The sequence below is a fragment of the Phenylobacterium sp. genome, assembly GCF_035309685.1.
GTDB lineage: Bacteria > Pseudomonadota > Alphaproteobacteria > Caulobacterales > Caulobacteraceae > Phenylobacterium.
Genome location: NZ_DATGEX010000036.1, coordinates 1 through 21,787 on the forward strand (window position 1 = coordinate 1; position 21,787 = coordinate 21,787).

General features: G+C 69.5%; 17 protein-coding genes. 12 read left to right on the top strand and 5 right to left on the bottom strand.

Annotated elements, in window-relative coordinates:
- From VKQ35_RS11625 to VKQ35_RS11655, 7 genes are all read left to right on the top strand, one after another.
- A partial coding sequence (locus VKQ35_RS11625) for a flagellar biosynthesis protein FlhA (protein WP_324361717.1) occupies positions 1 to 1,681 on the top strand: 1,681 nt, incomplete at its 5' end.
- Between the two features lie 38 nt (positions 1,682 to 1,719).
- Positions 1,720 to 2,592, top strand: coding sequence for a permease (locus tag VKQ35_RS11630; protein WP_324361718.1), 873 nt, complete (start codon positions 1,720 to 1,722; stop codon positions 2,590 to 2,592).
- A gap of 1 nt (position 2,593) precedes the next feature.
- On the top strand, positions 2,594 to 3,157 hold the full coding sequence (locus VKQ35_RS11635; protein ID WP_324361719.1) for an SRPBCC domain-containing protein: 564 nt from the start codon (positions 2,594 to 2,596) through the stop codon (positions 3,155 to 3,157).
- A gap of 197 nt (positions 3,158 to 3,354) precedes the next feature.
- The gene (locus VKQ35_RS11640) at positions 3,355 to 4,248 is read left to right on the top strand and encodes a sulfite exporter TauE/SafE family protein (RefSeq protein WP_324361720.1); all 894 of its coding nucleotides are present in this window, start codon (positions 3,355 to 3,357) and stop codon (positions 4,246 to 4,248) included.
- A gap of 84 nt (positions 4,249 to 4,332) precedes the next feature.
- Entirely contained in the window at positions 4,333 to 4,704 is a 372-nt protein-coding gene (locus VKQ35_RS11645) for a DUF4282 domain-containing protein (RefSeq protein ID WP_324361721.1), read from the top strand.
- 202 nt (positions 4,705 to 4,906) lie between these two features.
- On the top strand, positions 4,907 to 5,761 hold the full coding sequence (locus tag VKQ35_RS11650; RefSeq protein ID WP_324361723.1) for a PEPxxWA-CTERM sorting domain-containing protein: 855 nt from the start codon (positions 4,907 to 4,909) through the stop codon (positions 5,759 to 5,761).
- Between the two features lie 103 nt (positions 5,762 to 5,864).
- On the top strand, positions 5,865 to 6,395 hold the full coding sequence (locus VKQ35_RS11655; protein WP_324361724.1) for a MarR family transcriptional regulator: 531 nt from the start codon (positions 5,865 to 5,867) through the stop codon (positions 6,393 to 6,395).
- A gap of 3 nt (positions 6,396 to 6,398) precedes the next feature.
- Here VKQ35_RS11655 and VKQ35_RS11660 read toward each other — a convergent pair whose 3' ends face one another.
- From VKQ35_RS11660 to VKQ35_RS11670, 3 genes are read right to left on the bottom strand one after another with little or no spacing between them, the layout of a single operon-like run.
- Positions 6,399 to 6,794: a flagellar FliJ family protein gene (locus tag VKQ35_RS11660; protein WP_324361726.1), complete on the bottom strand. Its 396-nt coding sequence runs from the start codon at positions 6,792 to 6,794 to the stop codon at positions 6,399 to 6,401.
- Between the two features lie 28 nt (positions 6,795 to 6,822).
- Positions 6,823 to 8,160, bottom strand: a complete 1,338-nt coding sequence (gene fliI, locus VKQ35_RS11665) for a flagellar protein export ATPase FliI (RefSeq protein ID WP_324361727.1) — start codon at positions 8,158 to 8,160, stop codon at positions 6,823 to 6,825.
- A gap of 60 nt (positions 8,161 to 8,220) precedes the next feature.
- On the bottom strand, positions 8,221 to 9,033 hold the full coding sequence (locus tag VKQ35_RS11670) for an SDR family NAD(P)-dependent oxidoreductase (protein WP_324361729.1): 813 nt from the start codon (positions 9,031 to 9,033) through the stop codon (positions 8,221 to 8,223).
- Positions 9,034 to 9,342: 309 nt separating this feature from the next.
- On the opposite strand from VKQ35_RS11670, the gene ctrA reads away from it, so the two are divergent.
- Both ctrA and VKQ35_RS11680 read left to right on the top strand, forming a co-directional pair.
- Positions 9,343 to 10,044, top strand: coding sequence for a response regulator transcription factor CtrA (gene ctrA / locus VKQ35_RS11675; protein WP_293370110.1), 702 nt, complete (start codon positions 9,343 to 9,345; stop codon positions 10,042 to 10,044).
- A gap of 849 nt (positions 10,045 to 10,893) precedes the next feature.
- Complete coding sequence (locus VKQ35_RS11680) at positions 10,894 to 14,793, top strand: PIN domain-containing protein (protein WP_324361734.1); 3,900 nt, start codon at positions 10,894 to 10,896, stop codon at positions 14,791 to 14,793.
- Positions 14,794 to 14,998: 205 nt separating this feature from the next.
- Here the strand turns inward: VKQ35_RS11680 and fixJ are convergent, their stop codons facing one another.
- Both fixJ and VKQ35_RS11690 read right to left on the bottom strand, forming a co-directional pair.
- Positions 14,999 to 15,607, bottom strand: a complete 609-nt coding sequence (gene fixJ / locus VKQ35_RS11685) for a response regulator FixJ (protein ID WP_324361736.1) — start codon at positions 15,605 to 15,607, stop codon at positions 14,999 to 15,001.
- On the bottom strand, positions 15,591 to 18,098 hold the full coding sequence (locus tag VKQ35_RS11690; protein ID WP_324361738.1) for a PAS domain S-box protein: 2,508 nt from the start codon (positions 18,096 to 18,098) through the stop codon (positions 15,591 to 15,593). Before VKQ35_RS11690 ends, fixJ begins: the two co-directional genes overlap by 17 nt.
- 334 nt (positions 18,099 to 18,432) lie before the next feature.
- Between VKQ35_RS11690 and VKQ35_RS11695 the strand changes: the two genes are divergently transcribed.
- The 3 genes from VKQ35_RS11695 to arsC all read left to right on the top strand — a co-directional run bounded on the left by VKQ35_RS11695 (position 18,433) and on the right by arsC (position 21,706).
- Positions 18,433 to 18,819: a response regulator gene (locus VKQ35_RS11695; RefSeq protein WP_324361741.1), complete on the top strand. Its 387-nt coding sequence runs from the start codon at positions 18,433 to 18,435 to the stop codon at positions 18,817 to 18,819.
- Positions 18,820 to 18,916: 97 nt separating this feature from the next.
- A complete protein-coding gene (locus tag VKQ35_RS11700; protein WP_324361743.1) occupies positions 18,917 to 21,301 on the top strand; it encodes a M20/M25/M40 family metallo-hydrolase in 2,385 nt (794 codons plus the stop codon).
- Positions 21,302 to 21,355: 54 nt separating this feature from the next.
- Positions 21,356 to 21,706, top strand: coding sequence for an arsenate reductase (glutaredoxin) (gene arsC, locus VKQ35_RS11705; RefSeq protein WP_324361745.1), 351 nt, complete (start codon positions 21,356 to 21,358; stop codon positions 21,704 to 21,706).
- Positions 21,707 to 21,787 lie beyond the last annotated feature (81 nt).

Below are 21,787 nucleotides of genomic sequence, written 5' to 3' on the forward strand. Positions count from 1 at the left end.
GATCCTGGTGATCGTGAACTTCGTGGTGATCACGCGCGGCTCGTCCCGCATCGCGGAGGTGGCGGCGAGGTTCACCCTGGATTCCATGCCCGGCAAGCAGATGGCCGTCGACGCCGATCTGTCGTCCGGCCTGATCGACCAGGAGGAGGCCAAGCGCCGGCGCAAGGAGCTGGAGCAGGAATCGACCTTCTTCGGGGCCATGGACGGCGCGTCCAAGTTCGTGCGCGGCGACGCGGTCGCCGGCCTGATCATCGTCGCCATCAACGTGATCGGCGGCATCCTGATCGGGGTGCTGCAGCATCACATCCCGATCGGCCAGGCGGCCACCACCTACACCCTGATGACCATCGGCGACGGTCTGGTGAGCCAGATCCCGGCGCTGATCATCTCCATCGCCGCCGGTTTCCTGGTCTCCAAGTCGGGCGTCGAGGGCTCGGCGGACAAGGCGCTGGTCACCCAGCTGGCCATGAACCCCGTGGCGCTGGGCATGGTCTCGGCCGCCGCTGGGGTCATCGCCATCGTACCTGGCATGCCGATCCTGCCGTTCTCGGCCATCTCCATCGGGGCGGGCGTGCTGGCCTGGCGCCGGTCGCAGAAGGCCATGGAACCGCCGAAGGTCGAGATCGTGCCCGACACGCCGGCGCAGGAAGAGCCCATCGCCCAGACGCTGGCCATCGACGAGATCAAGATCGAGCTGGGCTATGGCCTGCTCGGCCTGATCAACGACCTCGAAGGCCGCCGCCTCACCGACCAGATCAAGGCGCTGCGCAAGACGTTGGCCGCCGACTACGGCTTCGTGATGCCGAGCGTTCGCATCCTCGACAACATGCGCCTGGCCTCCCAGGGTTACTGCATCCGCATCAAGGAGATGGAAGCCGGCAGCGGCGAAGTGCGCCTCGGCCACATGATGGCCATGGACCCGCGCGGCGGCCAGGTCGAGCTGCCCGGCGAGCACGTCAAGGAGCCCGCGTTCGGCCTGCCCGCCACCTGGGTGGACGAGAACCTGCGCGAGGAAGCCACCTTCCGCGGCTACACCATCGTCGATCCGGCGACCGTGTTGACCACCCACCTGACCGAGATCCTCAAGGAGAATATGCCGGATCTCCTGTCCTACGCCGAGGTGCAGAAGCTCCTGAAGGACCTGCCGGCCGAACAGAAAAAGCTGGTCGAGGACCTGGTGCCCTCCGTCGTCACCGCCACCACCATCCAGCGTGTCCTGCAGGCGTTGCTGCGCGAGCGGGTCTCGATCCGCGACCTGCCGGCGATCCTGGAAGGGATCGGCGAGGCCGCGCCGCACACCTCATCGGTCACCCTGCTGGTCGAACAGGTCCGCGCGCGGCTGGCCCGCCAGCTCTCCTTCGCCCATCGCGGCGATGATGGCGCGTTGCCGATCGTGACGCTGACGCCGGAGTGGGAGAACACCTTCGCCGACAGCCTGGTGGGCAGCGGCGACGACAAGCAGCTGGCGCTGGCCCCCTCGCGCTTGCAGGACTTCGTCCGCGGCGTCCGCGACGTCTTCGAGCGCGCCGCGCTCGCCGGGGATTCGCCCGTGCTGCTGACCAGCCCGACCATCCGCCCCTATGTCCGCTCGATCATCGAGAGGTTCCGTGGACAGACCCCGGTGATGAGCCAGAACGAGGTCCATCCTCGCGCCAAGCTGAAGACCGTCGGCACGATCTAGGCTAGCGTTCCCGCGATAGCGCCGGGGGGCCGACTGCAATGATCCATAACCTGCTGCTGGCGGCGCTGACTGTCGGGACCGTGCTGTTCGCCCTGGCCCTCTTCCAGGCCTGGCGCAAGGCGCCGGTGAGCCCGTCGCTTGAGGGCGTCGCGATGAGCGCGGTGTCCAACTTCTTCGACACCCTCGGCATCAGCTCCTTCGCCTCGACCACGGCCTATATGAAGTTCCGCCGGCTGGTTCCGGACGAGCTGATCCCCTGCACCATGATGGTGGGCTATGGCCTGCCGGCCACCACCCAGGCCTTCATCTTCCTGAGCGTTGTGAAGATCGACCCGCTGCTCCTGGGCCTGGGCATCGCGGCCTCCGTCGTGGGCGGCCTGGTCGGGGTTTCCGTCGCCGCCTGGTTGCCGGTGCGCCCGATCCGGCTCGTCATGGGCATCGGCCTCTTGATCGCGGCAGCCAGTTTCGCGGCCTCGGCGCTCGGCCTGATGCCGCCCGGCGGCACGGCGACCAGCCTTCCGCTGATCCCTTTCATCATCGTGGTGGCCGCGAGCTTCGTCCTGGGCGTGCTGGTCAACCTGGGAGTCGGCAATTTCGCGCCCACCCTGGTGTTGGTCAGCCTGCTGGGCATGGACCCGCGCGCCGCCTTTCCCCTGATGATGGGCTCCGCCGCCCTCCTGGTGCTGGTCGCGGGGGTGCGGATCATCCGCGCCCGCCCGCTCAACATGGAGCTCGTACTGGGCATGATCCTGGGCGGCGTGCCGGCGGTGCTGGTGGCGGCCTTCATCGTCAAGTCGCTGCCGATCGCCCAGCTGCGCTGGGGCGTGATCGCGGTCGTCACCTACGCCGCCGCGGTGATGTTGCACGCGGCGCTGGCCCCGCCGCCCCGCGCGGCGGCCAAGACCGCCTGACATGCGCGGCGTCCTTCTCGCCGCCGCCCTGTTCGTGGCGGCGCCGGCCGTCGCCGAACCCGCCGGGACCCGCGGCTTCGAAATCTCCGGCGTGGTGCCGGCGCCGCCGGCGAAGGTGTTCGCCGTCTTCACGACGCCCGGAGGCTGGAAGCGCCTGGGCGTCCCCTTCGCCTCGGTCGACTTTCGGCTGGGGGGCACGATCGAGACCAACTACGACGCCAGCGCCCACGTGGGCCAGGCCGACAATATCAAGAACCAGATCGTCGCCTTCATCCCGGGCCGGATGCTGGCGCTGCGCAACATCCAGGCGCCGCCGAGCTTTCCCTACCCCAAGGAGTTCGCGGCCACCGCCACGGTCTTCGAGTTCCGGCCCGCGGGGGCTTATGCGACGCGGGTGGTCGTCAGCGGCGTCGGCTATGGCGACGGCCCGGCCTACGACTGGCTGCTGGACAAGTTCAAGCAGGGCGACGCCTGGACGCTGAAGGCGCTGGCCGACAGCTTCGCGGGCAAGGCCCAGGCGCCGGCCGCGACCGCGCCGAAGTTCGCCAAACCCGCACAGCCTTAGGCCTTGGGCGTCAGACGCCTTTCGGTTCCGGCTTCAGGGCTTCCTCCAGGAAGGCCAGGACCTTGGGCCGCCCGCCGGCCTGTCAAGCCGAGGCCGCGGCCAAGGAGAAAGTCCGTGTGCGGGCGCGGCGTTCGACGCTACCGTCGCGGTTCGCGCCAGAGTGCGGGCTCGCGGCTGAGCGGGGGAGTTTCGCCGTCATGATTCTGATCCTGCTCCTCACCGCGCTCGGGCTCGCCAGCCTCGTGTTCGCCGCTGCGCTGGGCATCCAGCTGCGCAAGCGCCCGAGCCGGCCCTCGCTTGAGGGCGCGGTGATGAGCGCGGTGACCAGCTTCTTCGATGCGCTGGGCATCGGCTGTTTCGCGCCGACCACCGCCTATCTGAAGTTCCGCCGGCGCGTGCCCGACGACCTGATCCCGGCCACGATGGTCTCCGGCTATGCGCTGGCCGCCGCCGTGGAGGGCTTCGTGTTCATCACCGGCGTCGCGGTCGATCCCCTGTTGCTGGGCGCGGCGATCGCCGCCTCGGTGCTGGGCGCCCTGCTGGGCGTCTCCATCGCCGCCCGCCTGCCGATCCGGCCGATCCGGCTGACGCTGGGCCTGGGCCTGTTGATCGCCGCCGCCACCTTCTCGCTCTCAAACCTGGGCCTGATGCCGCACGGCGGGACGGCCACCAGCCTGCCGCCGCTGCCGTTCGCCGTCGTCGTGGCCGTCAGCTTCGGGCTCGGCGTGCTGATGAACCTCGGCATCGGCAACTTCGCCCCGACCCTCATCCTGATCAGCCTGCTCGGCATGGACCCGAAGGCGGCCTTCCCGATCATGATGGGCTCGGCCGCGCTCCTGATGGTCACCAGCGGCGTGCGGATCGTCGCCAAGCGGCCGGTCGATCTGGGGCTGGTGCTGGGGATGGCGCTCGGCGGCGCGCCGGCCGTGCTGGTCGCGGCTTTCATCGTGAAATCCCTGCCGCTCGATATCCTGCGCTGGGGCGTGGTCGCCGTCGTGACCTACACCGGCGCGGTGATGCTGCGTGCGGCGCTTGCCCGCACCGCGGCGAGTTCCCCCGCCGGCGAGGCGCCCGCGGAGCTTCCCGGCTAGCCAGCCGCCATTGCCGCCGCCGGTCGGGGCTGATAGCGGTGCGGGCGACGGAGCGGGGCTCCGACTGAGTGTCTTGGGAAACGGATGCGGCGACCTCTCAACCAACCAAAGGGCGCGGGTTCGGCCGTCCTGTGGGACCTGCTCACCTTCGAGCACCTGATGACCAATCAGGTTATCCACATCATCTATTGGGCAGGCTTGGCCCTGATCGCGCTGGGCGCGTTCGGGACCATGGGCGCGGCCGTCGGCCTGGTGATCCGCGACCCGTCGGTGATCGGCCTGTTGCTGGCCATTCCGGTGCTGATCGGCGGCTTCCTGGTGATGGGAGCGCTGGTGCTGATCTGGCGGTCGTTCTGCGAGTTCTATGTGGCGATCTTCCGGATCAGCGAGGATCTCTCGGTCCTGCGCGACAGCGTCGACGCCGAGCGCAAGCGCAGCGGGATCGCGCCGAAATAGATCGGCGCACAACCGGGCGGCGGGCGGCGGATGCTGCGGTTCGCAGGCCTCGGTTACTCGCCTGATTGGCGAATTTCCTCAATAAAATGAATGGAAATTGCCTAAATAGGCAATAGCCACACTGTCGCCAAGGCGCCTAGGCTTGCCGCCAACCATTGGTGGATTGGGCGACCAGCCGGGAACCGGCCGGTTGGGGACTGTGATGAACCTCAGGGCGATATCGGCCGTCATCGCGATGATTTCCGCGATGCTCTTCGTTTCGACGGCGGTGCGGGCTGACGATCTGCCGGACGCGAGATATTTTTCATACGTGACGACCTCCGGGCTTAGCGCCAACTACCTGTTCGACCAGGGGCTCGTCTCAGGCGCCGACTGCGGGTTCGGCGTGTGCTCTACCGGCACGGCCACGACCACCGACAATAGCGCCTCGGTGAGGACAAACAGTCCGATCGGCTCCGAGCCGGCCACCGCTTTCGCTTCGCTCTTCGTCCACTACGAAGCCCACGGGCCGGACGACATGATCGTGCCTCTCCACGTCATCGCCAACCTCTCAGCAAGCGCCGGCGACCAAGACTCGAACATGCAAGCCTTCGCCGGCCTCTTTAAGACCTCGGACGATGACTTCGACTTTGGGACCTACCAGGGGGTCGGCACGGGCTTTCTGGCCTGTTCGGGCGGCCCCTGCAACTTCAACACTGGTTGCGGCGATGCTTGCACGGACACCATCCACCTCAGCGCCGATTTTGATGTTCCGTCCAATACGGACTTCGAGTTCTTTATGGTGGCGACTTGCGAAGGTGGCGCCAATGGCGCGTCGCCGAACTGCGCCGCCGACGCTGACCCGATGGTCACGATCGACCCCGGGTTCCTGGCCACCCATCCAGGCTTTAACCTGGAATACAGCTCGAACTTCAGTAACACGGTCGGGACACCGCCCGGCCCCACCGGTGGCCCCGGCGTACCCGAACCCGCGGCCTGGGCGATGATGCTGGTGGGCTTCGGCGCGCTGGGCGCCGCGATGCGCGCGCGCCGCCGGCCGGCCGCGATGGCGTTCTGATCGACGGGTCCCCGCCCTAGCCGCCCTGACGCGGACGCCCTCGCCGGCGCCCGGCCAAGCAGAGTTCTTGGCGCCTTCGATCAAATCACGGGATACTTGGGTCATGACTGCGGCGCGGCACGCCTCTGTGGACCCGACGGACGAGTTCCCGTTCGCGGTCGACGACTATCTGCTGCACCTGATCGTCGCGATCTACCAGTTCCGCGACTCCAAGCTGGACGGCGCCCTCCGCGGCCTTGGCCTGAACGTCAGCCGCTATCGGGTGCTGGGCGTGCTGGAGCGGTTCGGGGCCAGCACCATGACGGAACTGGCGAGCTTCACCGCCATGCAACGCACGACCCTCACCCGGATCGCCGACCAGCTGGTGGCCGCGGGATTGATCGACCGCGCCGGCGAGACCCGCGACCGTCGGCAGGTGATCCTCAGCCTCACCGACCTGGGCCGCGAGACCCACCGCCGCGCGATGGGGGTCGTGCTGGCGCTGAACGAGCAGTTGCTGAACAATGTGCCGGAGGCCGAGCGGCGCGCGGCGGCGCGGGTGCTGATGGAAGTGCTGGAAAACCTCGCTCCGAGTCGGCTCGCCCGCGACGGCATCATCCATTTCAGCCGCGAAGGCCTCGACGCCTCGGGATAGGCCTCAGGCGCTCTTGCGGGCCATCCGCATGCCGACTTCGTCGAGTTCGGCGTTTTCGCGGCGCTTGGCTTCCTTGGCCTCGGCGGTGCGGGCGCTCTCGGCCACCTGCTCGTACTTCTTCTGCTCTTCGAAGGCCTGGGCCAGCGCATCGCGCGCGCCGCGCTCCTCGGCCTGGATGGCGTCGATCTCCGCCTGCAGGGCGGCCTTGCGCACCTTCAGGCCCGCGGAATAGCCCGCCAGGTACCAGCCGGCCTCGGCGTCCTGGCCGGCGTGCTTGGCCTCCGCCTCGCCCTCGGCGACCAGCACCGCGAGCCGGATCTCGGCGTCGGCCAGCCGCTTGGTGATTTCGGTCAGCCGCAGCTGACGGTTCTCCACTTCGTAGCCCGCGAGTTTGATCAAGGATTCGGTCCAACTCATTGGGGGATGCTCACGCCGGTACGCTATTGAGGATGCCGCTCAGCCGCTCGAAGCCGGCGTCCAGGCTGGTGACTTCGTCCTTGTCCTGCGCGAGGAAGCCCTCGAGCGCCGGATTGAGGGCGATGGCCCGGTCGACCTGAGGATCGGCCCCGGCGCGATAGGCGCCGATACGGATCAGCTCTTCCATGTTGGCGTAGGCGGCGAGCGTCTGGCGCGCCTGGGTGACGATCGCGCGCTCGTGCGGGCCATGGCAACCGGGCATGGTCCGGCTGATCGACTTCAGGACATTGATCGCCGGGAAGCGGCCGCGTTCGGCGATGGCCCGCTCCATCACGATATGCCCATCGAGAATGCCGCGGACCGCGTCGGCGATCGGCTCGTTGTGGTCGTCGCCATCGACCAGCACGGTGAAGATGCCGGTGATCGGACCTGCCCGCGTGCCGTCGGGGCGGATCGGGCCGGGGCCGGCGCGCTCCAGAAGCTTGGGCAGTTCGGTGAAGACGGTCGGCGTATAGCCCTTGGTGGTCGGCGGTTCGCCGGCGGCCAGGCCGATCTCGCGCTGGGCCATGGCGAAACGGGTGACGCTGTCCATCAGGCAGAGGACTTCCATGTCCTGGTCGCGCAGATATTCGGCGATGGCCATGGTCATGTAGGCGGCCTGGCGGCGCTTCAGGGCCGGTTCGTCAGAGGTGGCGACCACCACGATGGCGCGCTTCAGGCCCTCTTCGCCGAGCGTCTCCTCGATGAACTCGCGGACCTCGCGGCCCCGCTCGCCGATCAGGCCGACCACGACGGCGTCGCAGTCGGCGTTCTTGGCCAGCATGGACAGCAGAACCGACTTGCCGACGCCGGAGCCGGCGAAGACGCCCAGGCGCTGGCCGCGGCAGCAGGTGGTGAAGACGTTCATGGCCCGCACGCCCAGGTCCAGCCGCTCGCCGACCCGGGCGCGGGCGTGAGCCGACGGCGGGGCGGCGCGCAGCGGATAGGCGGCCAGGCCCTGACCCAGCGGGCCCTTGCCGTCGATCGGGTTTCCAAAGGCGTCGACGATGCGGCCAAGCCAGGCCTTGGTCGGGCGCACGGCCGAGCCCAGGGGCTCGATGCGGATCTCGGCGCCCGGCGCCACGCCCTCGACCGGGCCGAAGGGCATCAGGAGCGCGCGGGCGTCGCGGAAACCGACCACCTCGGCCGACAGGGGTTTTTCACCGAAGCGGACGATCTCGGCGCGGGCGCCGACCGACAGACGGGTCAGCCCGCCGCGGGCCTCGATCAGGAGACCGTTCACGGCCGCCACGCGGCCGGAGATCGTCAGGGGATCGAGCCGCTCGACCGCGGCCACAAGACTCTTCAAGAACAGCCCTCGAATTCGAGGCCCTAGAGTCGGGTGATCGCGCTTAAGGAGGGGTGAAGATCAGCGCAGGATACGGGCTAATCTGAGCGCCGGTTTAGGATGTTTGGCCACCAATTGGGCGGCCTGGAGGGGCCTGCGCTTCACCATTCCCATTAAGGCGGGGCGGACAGCGCGGGCCACGCGGGGCCTCGCGGCGGCCGCGGCGCCGGCGATCCGGCCGCGGCCGAACCAGAGCGCCGCGCCGGCCACAGCCAGCAATCCCACGCCCACCAGGACGCTGGGATGTTTGCGCGCCTGGGTGACCGCGGTCAGGCCCTTGCCCCTGGCGGCGAGCGCCATCTCGCCCATGGGCTTGGCGACGGCGTGCAGGGCGGCTTCGGCGGCGGCCCCGAACGCCTTCTGGGCCGGGCTGTCGTGGCGCCAGTCCTTGGGCAGCTTGATCAGGGTCGCGGCGATCCGGCCCTTGGCCTGGCGCAGCTCGGCGCGGGCGGCCTTATCGATCCTCTGGCCGAAGGCGACCACGGCGGCGGCGGCCTCGCCCTCGCCCAGATGCTTGACCAGCGCCTGAACGGCGGGCGCCAGCGCCGCCTCCACGCCCGCGGCGTCGATCCAGCTGTCGATGCGCCCAAAGCGCGCCACCGCGGCCCGCGCCACACGGTCGCACCCGTCGGCGCTCGCGGGATCGGCGGCCACGGGATGGCAGCGTCCGCCGATCTCCGCGCAGGCCGCGCGGACCGTCGCCTCGTCGCCGGCGGTCAGCACGACCGCGGCGCCCGCCTTGGCCGCCAGCCTGGCGATCTGCAGGCCCAGGCCCGAGCCCGCCCCGGTGACGACAATCACTTGCCCCTCAAGGGGTTTGAACCTGGCGCTCATGGTGGTCTCCCGACGGTGCCGCACAGCCTATCTGGGGACCAAACGGGGCAGGTCCAAGGCGCGTTCCCGAAAGGCTCCCGGCCCCGCCGCGTTCGGCCCGGTTGTCCAATCACGAAAGATTCAACAGCCCTGCGACTCCGCGGCAGGGGTGCGACTCTTGATGCCGATTCCGCATCGGATTAACGATTCGGTTCAGACGGACACCCCCGATTAACCAGTCTTAAATTAACTCGGCGGCAGGTTAACGGCGAGGTCCGCGGCGGATTCACTGAATTCGCGGGGCACGCGGAAACGCACTAGGAGAGACAGATGCGGGTACTGTTGATCGAAGACGACAGCGCCACGGCACAAAGCATCGAGCTGATGCTGAAGTCCGAGGGGTTCAACGTCTATACGACCGACCTGGGTGAGGAAGGCGTCGATCTGGGCAAGATCTACGACTACGACCTGATCCTGCTCGATCTGAACCTGCCGGACATGAGCGGCATGGATGTGCTGCGCACCCTGCGCGTTGGCAAGATCAACACGCCGATCATGATCCTGTCGGGTTCAGCCGAGATCGACACGAAGGTGAAGACCTTCTCGGGCGGCGCCGACGACTACATGACCAAGCCGTTCCACAAGGACGAGCTGGTGGCGCGCATCCACGCGGTGGTCCGCCGCTCCAAGGGTCACGCCCAATCGGTCATCAAGACCGGCGACATCCTGGTCAACCTCGACGCCAAGACCGTCGAGGTGAACGGCCTGCGCGTCCACCTGACGGGCAAGGAATACCAGATGCTGGAACTCCTCTCGCTGCGTAAGGGCACGACCCTCACCAAGGAGATGTTCCTCAACCACCTCTACGGCGGCATGGACGAGCCGGAGCTGAAGATCATCGACGTCTTCATCTGCAAGCTGCGCAAGAAGCTGGCCGCGGCCGCCGAGGGCAAGCACCACATCGAAACCGTCTGGGGCCGCGGCTACGTGCTGCGCGACCCGCAGGAGATCGGCGCCGTCGTCGCGGCCTAAGGCCAAGACGACCTGTCGCTGAAGAGAAGGGCGTCCCGCCACGCGCGGGGCGCCCTTCTTCTTTGCGCGCGGCCCCGGACCCGCGCGCCAAAGTTGGGTCCGTCGCAACAGACTCCCACCCCTATGTTCCTAAAGGCCCGCACGTCGCCCGCGCGCACCGTCGCCGACATTGAGAAAGACCGCGAGCCGGACATCCGCCGACCCAACCGAGCAGGATAAGGCCGGGCCGGCGTGGGGCCTAAGATTCGGTGTTCACGAATTGTTTCGCGACCGAGCCCTCGTGGGGACGTGCGGGCGATCGCAGTTCGTCCGTCGGACAGACCGAGCCATAGATCTCATGGCGGCCAGTTTGCCTTGCGGGATCGGCATTCCTCGGCCCTTCGCTTTCGCTACGGGCGTTCGTCGCTGCAAACGCTCCCCCGGAGCGTTTGCTCGCCTTCGGCGACCGCATCTCACCTCAAGGTTCGCCGAAGGCGACCGCTGCGCGGCGGCCCCTCGGGCCGACCTTGACTTGCCGATCCCGCAAGGCTCGCATCTACCGTGAGATTCAAGGCGGGCAAGCGCCTGGCGGCGCTCCCACGAACCCCTTTTCGTGCAGTGCCGAACGTCCCCGATGCGCCAACGGCGGAACTCGAGCTGCTTCCAAAAAGTGAACGTTGGCAGCTAGATCGCTCTTCCACTATTTCGGCCTTCGCGATGTTCGACCGTTGCCCGGTCACGTCTCTCGACACGTCCCGTGCAACTAATTGTGGACGGGCCTGTCGGTAACGTCGCGCCGGACCCGAACCCACGCTACCTAATGGCCTTGGAGCTTCACCAGGAAAGGTAGGGGTCGCCGCCTCGGCCGGCATGTATTCGACCGCCATCATCCCCATGCCGGCGAACGCACGCGACTTCGAGGTGAAGTGCGCGGTTCTGTTCTGCGGCCTGATCGGCGACCCGAACCTGAAGACCTTCGGAACCTCGGGCCAGCGCCAGAAGGGCCTGGATCTGCTGGGGAAGCGCGACCGTGACCCTGACCAGCCGGTGGGCGTGCAATGCAAGTTGCGCACGACCGGCCAAAAGCTGACCGAGGCGCAGGTCCGCCAGGAACTGAAGCAGGCGCTTACGGTCAGGCCCGCGCTCACCGAGTTCTACCTTGTGACCACCGCGCCCGACGACGCGGCGATGGACACCTTGGCGGTGGCCTTGGCGGCTGAGCAGAAACGCGCCGGTCGGATCATCGACGTGCAGATCTGGGGCTGGGGCGCCCTGCAGGACAAGATCCGCGCTGATCCGAAGGCTTACAACGCCTTCGACCCTGGCCATAGCCAGGCGATCGACACCTTGACCGAAGTCGGCCAGTCCCAGACGGCCGCGATCACCCGCATCTCGGAACAGGTGGCCGTGCTCCAGGCCACCGTCGAACGGCTGCAAGTCGTCGGGTCAGTGGGAGACACCGACCCCCGACGACGGTCGGCGGCGGACGCCAAGTTGCACGAGGAGATCGACAGCTACCGCGACCTGCTGCGCGCCGGGAAACCCCGCACGGCGCTCGCCCTGTTGCAAGCGTTGGAGGGCCGCCTGACCGTAGAGGACACCGCCAATGTCCGCGCCCGGGTGCGGTCCAACATTGGCGTGGCCTGGCTACACCTCGGCGAGACAGCCCGCGCCACCGCTGCGGTGGCCGAGGCGCACCTGCTCGATCCCGGGGACCGGAAGATCGCCGCCAACAGCTTTGTCGGCTTGGCGTTCTCCGGCCAGGCGCCGGAGGCGGCGAAGCGCGCGCGGGCGGCGCTAAAGGCGGACCCTACCGACGCCGGCGCGGCGGCCGCCCTGTTCCTCGCCGCCTCGGTATCGCTGGACGTGGGCGACCCGCGTCCGGACATCCCAAAGGCGCTCTACGCTGAGGAGAAGGTGGCGCTGAACCACCTCAGCTGGCTGCGCGGCGCCGGAGAGCCTGGGGAATGGCGCGCGGTGGCCCATGCCGCGCTCGCCGATCATCCGGACGACGAGGTCCTGCAGCGTTTCGCCGCGGAGGCCACCCTCGAAGAGGCGCTCGCGCCCGCCGGGCCGCAAGGCGAACTGGGTCTCGCCAAGGTCGACTTCGCCAAGGCGCGGGAAGCGGCCGACATCCTGCAGGCGGTCTGGGACCGGGTCAGGCGCTACGAGAACGCTGGCGAGGACGCCTGGACCTCCATGGCTTGCAACCTGGTCACGGCCTGGCGCGTGTTGGGCGAGACCGAGAAGGCCCGCCGCACCGCCGACGAGGCGATCGCCTTGGCGCCCAGCGATCTCACCGTGGTCGGCATGGCCGCGCAGTTCGCGCTCGACGACAATCGCCCGCTCGACGCCTTGCGGTTCGCTGAGGGTCTCCCCGACGAAGGGGGACGCACCCTGTTGCAGATGACCGCCCTGTCGAACGCCGGCGACTATGCCGGGGTGATCAAGACAGCGACCGAGGCGCGCCGAGCGGCTCTTGAGGGCGAGGAGCAGGCCGACTTCGACACGATCCTGTTCCAGGCCCAGGTTGTGGAACGCGTGCCGCCGGACGTGCGGGCGGCGGCCGACGCTCTGGTCGCCGCTTGGCCCGAGCACCCGCCCGCCTATGTCATGGCCGCGGGCGCACTACGGGCCACCGACCCGGAACGGGCGGACGAACTGGCGGCGATCGCGCCCGGGCTCCTCAAGCCCGACAGCACCTTCGGCGATCGCGTGATGGTCGCCCAGCTCGCCATGCAGCGGACAGACTTTGACGGGGTCATCGCCGCCCTCGACGGGTTTGTCTCGGTCGTCGCCCATTCGGAGCCGCTGGCCTGGCTGGTTTGGGCGTTCGCCAACGGCCACCCGCGGCCCCGCACACATGCCTTCTTCGCGAGCCTGTCGCCCCAGGTGCTCGCCGATCCTCGTTACGCGCGCCTGGCCGGCCACGCCGAGGCGATGCGCGGCGACCTACGCGCCGCCGAGGCCCACCTCAGGGCGGCATTGGCCGCAGCGCCCAATGACCTGCGCGCACATCTCGAACTCATGGATGCGATGGAACGTGAGGGCCGGTCGGAGGCCGCCGCCAAACACCTCCTAGCGCTGGACGAAGGCAAGCTGGAGGGTGATCCCCGGGCGTTCATGCGCCTGGCGCATCTGCTCCGGCTGAGCGGCGCCGGCGCCCGCGCGCTCGAACTGGGCTATCGCACGGCCGCCCGGGCTCGGGACGACGCCGGGCTGATCAGCTTCTACCCAGGCCTGGTGTTCATCGGTGACAGCTCCGAGGACGTCATTCCGGCGGCGCGGGTGGCGGGTCCGGGCGTCTGGTTCGACCTTCAGGGACTGAACGGCGCCGCTGACGTCACCGGCGTGATCGAGGCTGAGAACGTGAGCGGGATCGGCTTGGCTCCAGACCATCCCCTGGCCCAGGCCATGGCCGGCAAGGCGGTCGGCGACGAGGTCGCGCTGGACACGGCCGGCGGGCAGACCCGCCGCTACCGGCTGCGGGCTCTGAAGCCGAAGGTCGTGTGGCTGCTGCACGACATCATGAGCAGCTACGCCACCCGTTTCCCGGGCGAGACCGGCCTCATCGAGATGTCGGTCCAGGACGGGGACCTGGAGCCGATGCTGGCCATCGTGCGCCAGGCCGGGGAGCGGGACGAGGCGATCCTGAAGGCCTATGCCGAGATGCCGCTGCCGCTCAGCGCGGTCGCGGCGATGATGGGGCGCAATGTGCTCGAACTCGCCGAGCACCTGCCCAATATCGGGCGCGATATCCGCACCTGCGCCGGGATCCACGGCGAGCGCGAGGCGACCTTCCCGGCCCTTCAGGCGGCCCTGGGCAACGGGTTGGCGCTCGACCTCCTGACGGCCTGGACCGCCTATCGGCTCGAGGTCTTGCCGCAGCTCAGGGCCACCTTCGGGCGGCTGCTGCTGCCGCGCTCGGCCGTCGATAGCCTGATGGAGCTCCTCCGCGAGCGCGAGCTGCAGTCCAGCCAAGAAAGCCTCAGCCTGGCCTTCATCGACGGTCGGCCAGTGCGCCAGACCCACACGGTGGAGATGAAGGCTGCGGCGATCGCGGCCATGAAGGCCGGACTCTCCGCCATCCAGGCGCATTGCGAGATCATGCCCACCGACGGCTCCGAGACCCTGCGCCTCGATGGCGAGGAGATCGACCGCTTCACCTCGGCCGCCGTGCTCGATCCCGCGCACCTGGCGATCAATCACCGGGTGCCGCTGCTCTCCGACGACATGCCGCTGCGGAACCTCGCCGAACAGAACGGCGCGCCGGTCGGCGCGTGGATGCAGGCCGCCATCACCGTGGTGGCGGATGAAGGCGAACTTGACCTTGGGGCCTATATGATCGCCACCGGCCAGCTCGCGGCCATGCGTCATGGCCACGTTTGGCTCACGGCTGACAGCCTGCTGGCGCTCGCGACGGTGGACGATCCTCGCGTCGAATATCTGTTCGACGCCGTGACGCGCTACCTGGGCGGCCCCAAGTCGGACTGGGCGTCCAACACCAGCGTCGGTATCGCCTTCCTGAGGGAGCTGTGGACGCACGACTTCTCGGACGTCCGGGCGGGTCACTTCACCGGGCGGGTGCTGGAGCGGCTGACCGATCAGCGCCCCGACTGGGCCGACTTCCTCACCGGCCTGCATGGCGCGTTCCAGAAGCTGGGCCAACAGAGCTATCACTTCCGGCGCGCCGCCGCCTATGTCCGCGGCTGGGTCCGCGGCCACTTCCTCCCGATCGATCTCGATCCGGGCCCAGGCGTTTATCCCTAAGAGCTGTGCCGTGGCCGCGCGGCGCACGTCTAGTCGCCTCGGAAGTCGCGGGCCTTTGCCCTAATGCGGCCTCTGCGAATGTCGCCAATGAGTAAGAAGCCGCCCCAGTCGCGAACTCCGGCGTCAGTCGAGCGCGGACACCTCCGCCCCGCGCGGCGGGCCGACCCGTATCGCCCTAAGGGCTAGCTGACGCCCCTCCCTCCCCCTACAGCCCCGCCAGCAGCGCCATCCGCACCAGTTCGGACAGGCTCTTGGCGCCGGTCTTCATCATCATGCCGGCGCGGTAGACCTCGACGGTGCGGGGGCTGATGCCCAGGTCGTAGGCGATGACCTTGCTGGTCTTGCCGACCACCACCTGCTCCAGCACCTCGCGCTCGCGCTTCGAGAGGCCCGCGAAGGCGGCCCGGTAGCGTTGCCGGTCGCCCTCGTCCTGTTGGTCTCGCGTCTCGGTGTTCAGCGCCTTCTGCACGGCGGCCAGCAGCACCTCTTCCTTGAACGGCTTTTCCAGGAAGTCGACGGCGCCGCCCTTCATGGCCTCAACAGCGAGCGCGATATCGCCATGGCCGGTGATGACGATGGTGGCCAGCGGCAGACGCTGTTCGCTGAGCCGCCGCACCAGCTCGATCCCGTCGATCCCGGGCATCCGCACGTCGGTGATCACGCAGCCTGGGGCCAGGCCCGGCGCCTCGGCCAGGAACGCCTCGGCGTCGTCGAAGGTGCGCGACGGCAGGCCGGCGGTGCGCAGCAGGAACGACAGCGACCTTCGGATCGCCTCGTCGTCATCGACGACATAGACGTCAGACGAGTTCGCCATGAGCCATCTCCTGTTCGTGCACCGCACGCACGGTGAAGTGGAATGTCGTGCCCTTGCCGGGTTCGCCTTCGGCCCAGATGCGGCCGCCGTGCGCCTCGACGATGGTGCGTGAGATCGACAGGCCCACGCCCATGCCGTGCTGCTTGGTGGTGACGAAGGGCTGGAAGAGCTGACCGGCGACCTCCGGGCTCAGGCCCGTGCCGGTGTCGCGCACCGAGACCATCACCATGTCGTCGGCCGCCTCGGCCGCGGAAACGGTCAGCTCGGGGGCCGGCGTGCCGGCCATGGCCTCGACGCCGTTGCGCATCAGGTTCAGCACCACCTGCTGAATCTGCACCTTGTCGACCATGACCAGGCCGACGGTGGGCGCGATGTCATAGATCAGCCGCACGCCGCGGTCCTTGGCGCCGACCATGGCCAGCGCGCCGGCCTCCTCCAGGAGCTGCGGCAGGTTCTCGATCTGCCGCTCGGTCTCGCCCTTGGAGACGAAGTCGCGCAGCCGCCGGATGATGTCGCCGGCGCGGAACATCTGCTCGCCGGCGACGGTCAGGGCCTCGGTGACGACGGCGCGGTCGACCGGCTCTTCCTTGAGCAGGCGCAGCGAGCCCTGGATGTAGTTGGCGGTGGCCGAGAGCGGCTGGTTCAGCTCGTGGGCCAGGGCCGAGGCCATCTCGCCCATGGCCGAGAGCCGGGACACGTGGGCCAGCTCCGCCTGCACGTCCTGGAACCGCCGCTCCGCCGCCTGGCGCTCGGTCAGGTCGCGGACGAAGCCGGTGAAGAACCGGCGCTCTCCGGACCGCATCTCGCCCACCGACAGCTCCATCGGGAAGGTCGAGCCGTCGCGCCGCTGGCCCACCACCACCCGGCCGATGCCGATCACCCGGCGCTCGCCGGTTTCGAGATAGCGCTTCAGGTAGCCTTCGTGGCCTTCGCGGTAGGGGCTTGGCATCAGCATGGCCAGGCTCATCCCGACCGTCTCGGCCGCCGGCCAGCCGAACTGCCGCTCGGCGGCGGCGCTGAACGATTGGATCACGCCGTGCTCGTCGATGACGACCATGGCGTCGGGCACCGCGTCGAGGATCGAGCTCAGATGCGCCTCGCGCGCGGCGAGGTCGGCGAAGGCCCGCTCCTTGGCGGCGCGGTTCTCGACCAGCTCCTCGATGTCGACACAGGCGCCCTTCCAGCGATGGATCCGGCCGTCCTCGTTGCGCACCGGCTGGACGCGTTCGAGGAACCAGCGCGGCCCGCTCTCGCCGACCAGGCGGTATTCGACGCCATAGGGCTCTCCGATCGAGATCGCGCGCCGCGCATTGGCCTCGACCCGGGCGCGGTCGTCGGGGTGGACCCGGTCCAGCCAGCCCCAGCCGTCGTCGGCCGCCCCGCCCTCGCCGACGAACTGGCGCCAGCGGTCGTTGTAGAAGTCGCGCATCCCCTCGGCGTCGGCGGACCAGACGAGCGCCGGCATGGCGTTGGCGATGGCGCGATACTTGGCCTCAGAATCCGCAAGCGCGTCGCGGGTGGCGTAGGATTCGGAGATGTCGATGGTCAGTCCCGCGACGCCGATGATCGCCCCGTCGCCATCCCGCAGGGGGAACTTGGTCGAGCGATAGACCTGTTGCGCGCCGTCCGGCGAGGTGAAGCGCTCCTCGGAGGTATGGGTCTGGCCGGTCTCGAGCACCTCGCGGTCGGCGACGTCGAGCTCGCCCTCCACATTGTCGTTGATGACGAAATCGGCCCGGCGCCGGCCCAGGATCTCGTCGAGGGGTCGGCCGATCACAGCCACGGCGGCGGGGTTCAGGTAGACGTAGCGGAGCTCGCGGTCCTTGGCGTAGATCATGTCGGGCGTGGCCGTGCCGATGCCGTCCAGGAACGCGGCGTTGCGGCGGGCCTCGATCTCGGCGGCGCTGAGCTCGCGGGTCGCCTGCTCCAGCGCGCGGTCGGACCGGCGGATGCGGCGCAGGAACAGGACCAGCGCCCAGACCGCCATGGCGAGTCCGGTCAGGATCAGCGCCAGGGCCCGCAGGGTCTGCAGCCATTGCTGGCGGAACGCCGCGCCGAGGGCGCCGGCCTTGGCGCGCTCGGCGGCGAGCACCTCGCCGACCGCGAAGCCGGCGGCCCGGGTGTCGGCCTGGGGCGAACGGGCGAGGCCAGCGACCTCGGTTTCGGCCAGGCGACGCGCGCGCTCGACGCGCGCGGCCTGCGCCGGATCGGCGCGGGCCAGTTGCGTCAGCGCGTCAGCCTGAACCCGCATCGCCCGGACGTCGGCGTCGAGCGCCGCGGGCGCGCGGCGGTCGAGCTCGGCCCGCGCCAGAGCCAGCGCCATCTGGTCGGCCGCATCGATGATCCGGAAGGTGGTTTGCGCCGACCTCAGCGCCCGGTCGCCGTCGCCCCAGGTCCGCGCCCGAGACGCCGCGCCGGCCAAAAGCAGCAGGGCGGACAGGACAAGCAGCGCCTGGGAGGCCAGCCGGCTCCTTCGGTGGGCGTCGTTCATGCCGACCCTCCGCAAGCGCCGGCGCGCCTCAACGGCCGACGAAGTCGGGCACTATGATCACATGATGCGCGGGACAGTTGCCTAATTCCCTCCCCGGTTGAATTTGCCCAACTTCGACGAGTATCGCCATGTGGCGTTTTGTCGAGTCCCAATCGGCGGATCCAGCTTCGGAAAACGATGTTAGATAATTGATTTTCATGACAAATGATCGGCCGTATCGAGACCTCGATACGTAGCTCTACCTAGGTAGCGCTCCCAAATTTGGGGCGGAGTCGGCGGGTGGTAGGCCAGGATGCGGACGCAGGATGCGCTCCGGACGTCACGGCAGCGCACGATGGATCCGCAAGACGAAACCCCCAAGGACGGCCCGCTGATCCTGCTGGTGGAGGATGACGCTTCGGTGCGCCAGGCCCTGATGTTCGCCCTGCAGATCGAGGGCTACCGCATCGAGGTGCACGAGACCGCAGACGCGCTGCTGGGCGCCGCCGAACCGCCCGCCGCCGCCTGCCTGGTGCTCGACCAGAACCTGCCGGGCACGCTGGGCGTCGATGCGCTTGAGGTTCTGCGCGGCCGCGGCATGACCTGCGCGGCCATCCTGATCACCACCCAGCCGAAGCCCGAGGTGCGCGCCGCGGCCGAGCGCCTGGGCGCGCGCATCGTCGAAAAACCCTTGCTGGGCGGCGAGCTGCCGCTCGCGATCCGCGAATTGCTGGGCGGCTGAGCGCCGAACCGGCGGATTGCCGATCCTCGGCGAGCGGCGTTTTCGTTTTCCTGGGCGACACGATAGGCTCCGCGCAAAATCGCGTCGGAGGGACGTCTTGGGACGATTGCTTGCGCTGGTCGCTGCGCTGCTGGCCGCGGCGGTGATCGCCTGGACGGGCGAGCGGACCCCGGCGCCGCAGCCGGTCACCGCGCCCGCCGCCGGCTTCTCCGCCGACCGGGCCATGGCCGACATCCGCGGCTTCGCTTCGGTTCCCCACCCGGTGGGCTCCGCCGCCGACCGCGCGGCGCGCGACTACCTTGTCGGGCGGATGACGGCGATGGGACTGAGCCCGCAGGTGCGCCCCGGAGTCGGCATCGACCGGCCAAGGTTCGCCAGCAACGTCCTGGTGGGCGGCGCGGTGGAGAACATCGTGGGCGTCCTGCCGGGCAGGGACCGCAACGCCCCGGCCGTGGCGCTGATGGCCCACTACGACAGCGTGCCGGGCTCCACAGGCGCCTCCGACGATGCGGCCGGCGTGGCCTCGGCGCTGGAGATCGTGCGGGCGATCAAGGCCCGCGGGGTCCCGGCCCGCGATGTCCTGGTTCTGCTCACCGACGGCGAAGAGGCGGGCATGCTCGGCGCCGACGCCTTCTTCGGCCGGGACCCTGAGGCCAAGCGGGTCGGCTTCCTCTTCAACATGGAGGCGCGGGGCTCGGCGGGCCGGGTGCAGATGTTCCAGACCGGCGACGCCAACGGCGCGGCGGTCCGGCTGATGGCGGCGACCGCGCCGCGCCCGGTGGCGTCGTCGCTGACCGGCTTCGTCTACAGCCACATGCCCAACGACACCGACTTCACCGTGTCCAAGCGGGCCGGCGTACCCGGCCTGAACTATGCCTTCGTGGGGCGCCAGTTCGACTACCACGCGGCCTCCTCGGTTCCCGCGACGCAGGACCGCGGAACCTTGCAGGACATGGGCGACCAGGTGCTGGCGACTGCGGCGGCGGCGGCCTTTGCACCGAAGCTTCCGGCGGCTGAGCCGGACCTGGTCTACAGTCAAATCCCCGGCGGCGTCACGCTCGCCTATCCGCCGTGGGGCGGCTGGGCGGTCCTCGCCGGCGCCGCGGCCCTGCTGGCCTGCGGCGTGATCCGCGCGCGCCGGATCGAGGCCTTCCCGTGGTGGGACCTGGCGCGGGGCGCCGGCGGCGGCCTGTTCGCCGTCGTCGGCGGAATCGCGGTGCTGCATTTCGCCCGGCGCGCCACCGGGGCGCACACCGGCTACCTGGAGCAGCGGTTCCTGCTGGCCCAGGCCCCGCTGTGGGAGACCGCAGTGTTCCTCACCGGCGTCGGCGTGCTTCTGATGGCCGCCGCGGAGCTCGCCCGCGGCCGGCGCAAGGCCGCCCTGCTGCCGCTCGCCACCGGCATCGGCTGTTGCCTGTTCGGCGGCCTCGACCAGGTCGGCCTGGGCCTTGGCCTCGCCGCCGCTGCGGTCGGTTTCGCGGCCTACGGCCGGGCGGCGACCCGGCCGGGCGCCTGGGCCGGCGTCCTGCTGCTGGGCCTCGCGCTCGCGATCGCGGCCCAGGCGCTGGCGCCGGCCGCCGCATTCATCGTGGCCTGGCCGCTCGCGATCGCCTGCCTGGGCGCGGCCGGGACAGGCTTGGCCGCCTACAAGGGGCCGGGCAGCCTTATCCTCCTCGCTGTCCTGGCCGCCATCGGGGCGGCGTTCGCAGCCTCCTTCGCCCACGCCGCCTATCTCAGCCTCGACCTGATGGAGCTGCAGGCGATCGCCCTGTTGGCCGCGGTCCTGACGCTCTGGCCGCTCGCCCAGACCGAGGAAGGCGCCCCGCCGGCCCGGCTCGTGGGCCCCGCGCTGATCCTGGCGGGCCTGGCGGTCACCGTGGCGGTCCGCTTCAACCACCCTTACGACGCGCGTCATCCGCAGGCGACCTACGTCAGCTACCGGCTCGACCAGGACACCCACAAGGCCTGGCGCTACAGCGACGCCCCGGAACGCACCGCCTGGTCCGACGCGGTGATGACCGCGGGCGGCGGCAAGATCGGCAAGCTGAAGGTCGGCTCGCGCGGCCGCCAGGTCGACGCCGCGCCCTCGCCCTATATCGACATGCCGGCGCCGGACCTGACCTTCGCCAAGGGGGCCGACGGACGGCTGACCGTGCACGTCGTCCCGCCGCCGGGCGTGCGCGTCATCCAGCTCCGTCTGGTCGCCAATACCGCAGCGACCCTGGTGGGCGCGGGCGGCGCGCCTGTCCATCTGCCGATGACGCCGGGCGGCGACACGCTCATCCAATGGGCGGCCGCTCAGCAGGGCTTCGACCTGATCATCCAGCCGGGCGGACCGGGCAAGCTGACCCTGCAGTACGACGCCACGCTGGAGCGCTGGCCGGACGGCGTCCCGCCCCTGCCCAAGCGACCGGCGAACCTGATGGGCTTCGACATGTCGGACTCGACCCTGATGGAGGGGACGCGCACCTGGACGTGGTGAGGCCGCGCTCCGGCGACGCTTTTCCTAACTGCCCGGCCGCGCTAAGCCGCCGCCATGAGTGACGTGACCATCTATCACAACCCCGCCTGCGGGACCTCGCGCAACACGCTGGCCCTGCTGCGCGAAAAGGGGATCGAGCCCGAGGTTGTGGACTATCTGAAGGTCGGCTGGACCCGCCCACAGCTCGAAGGCCTCGTGCGGCAGGTCGGCCGCCCAGCCCGCGAGCTGCTGCGGGTGAAAGGCACCCAGGCGCACGAGCTTGGCCTCACTGACCCGGCGGCCTCCGACGCGGCGGTGATCGCCGCCATGATCCTCGACCCCATCCTGGTCGAGCGGCCGATCGTGGTGACGCCCAAGGGCGCGGCGCTCTGCCGGCCCGCCGAGCTGGTGCTGACGCTCCTCTGACCTCCTGCGACACATCGCCGTGATCGCGGCCGGTCAAGCTGGTCCCGCCTTCTTTTGGCCGCCGAAGCTGCGGCGTCTGGC

What these genes read in the sequence shown, in the direction of transcription:
- VKQ35_RS11630 (WP_324361718.1), top strand. Translation starts at nt 1,720, where the DNA reads ATGATCCATAACCTGCTGCTGGCGGCGCTGACTGTCGGGACCGTGCTG.
- VKQ35_RS11635 (WP_324361719.1), top strand. Translation starts at nt 2,594, where the DNA reads ATGCGCGGCGTCCTTCTCGCCGCCGCCCTGTTCGTGGCGGCGCCGGCC.
- VKQ35_RS11640 (WP_324361720.1), top strand. Translation starts at nt 3,355, where the DNA reads ATGATTCTGATCCTGCTCCTCACCGCGCTCGGGCTCGCCAGCCTCGTG.
- VKQ35_RS11645 (WP_324361721.1), top strand. Translation starts at nt 4,333, where the DNA reads ATGCGGCGACCTCTCAACCAACCAAAGGGCGCGGGTTCGGCCGTCCTG.
- VKQ35_RS11650 (WP_324361723.1), top strand. Translation starts at nt 4,907, where the DNA reads ATGAACCTCAGGGCGATATCGGCCGTCATCGCGATGATTTCCGCGATG.
- VKQ35_RS11655 (WP_324361724.1), top strand. Translation starts at nt 5,865, where the DNA reads ATGACTGCGGCGCGGCACGCCTCTGTGGACCCGACGGACGAGTTCCCG.
- VKQ35_RS11670 (WP_324361729.1), bottom strand. Translation starts at nt 9,033, where the DNA reads ATGAGCGCCAGGTTCAAACCCCTTGAGGGGCAAGTGATTGTCGTCACC.
- ctrA (WP_293370110.1), top strand. Translation starts at nt 9,343, where the DNA reads ATGCGGGTACTGTTGATCGAAGACGACAGCGCCACGGCACAAAGCATC.
- VKQ35_RS11680 (WP_324361734.1), top strand. Translation starts at nt 10,894, where the DNA reads ATGTATTCGACCGCCATCATCCCCATGCCGGCGAACGCACGCGACTTC.
- fixJ (WP_324361736.1), bottom strand. Translation starts at nt 15,607, where the DNA reads ATGGCGAACTCGTCTGACGTCTATGTCGTCGATGACGACGAGGCGATC.
- VKQ35_RS11690 (WP_324361738.1), bottom strand. Translation starts at nt 18,098, where the DNA reads ATGAACGACGCCCACCGAAGGAGCCGGCTGGCCTCCCAGGCGCTGCTT.
- VKQ35_RS11695 (WP_324361741.1), top strand. Translation starts at nt 18,433, where the DNA reads ATGGATCCGCAAGACGAAACCCCCAAGGACGGCCCGCTGATCCTGCTG.
- arsC (WP_324361745.1), top strand. Translation starts at nt 21,356, where the DNA reads ATGAGTGACGTGACCATCTATCACAACCCCGCCTGCGGGACCTCGCGC.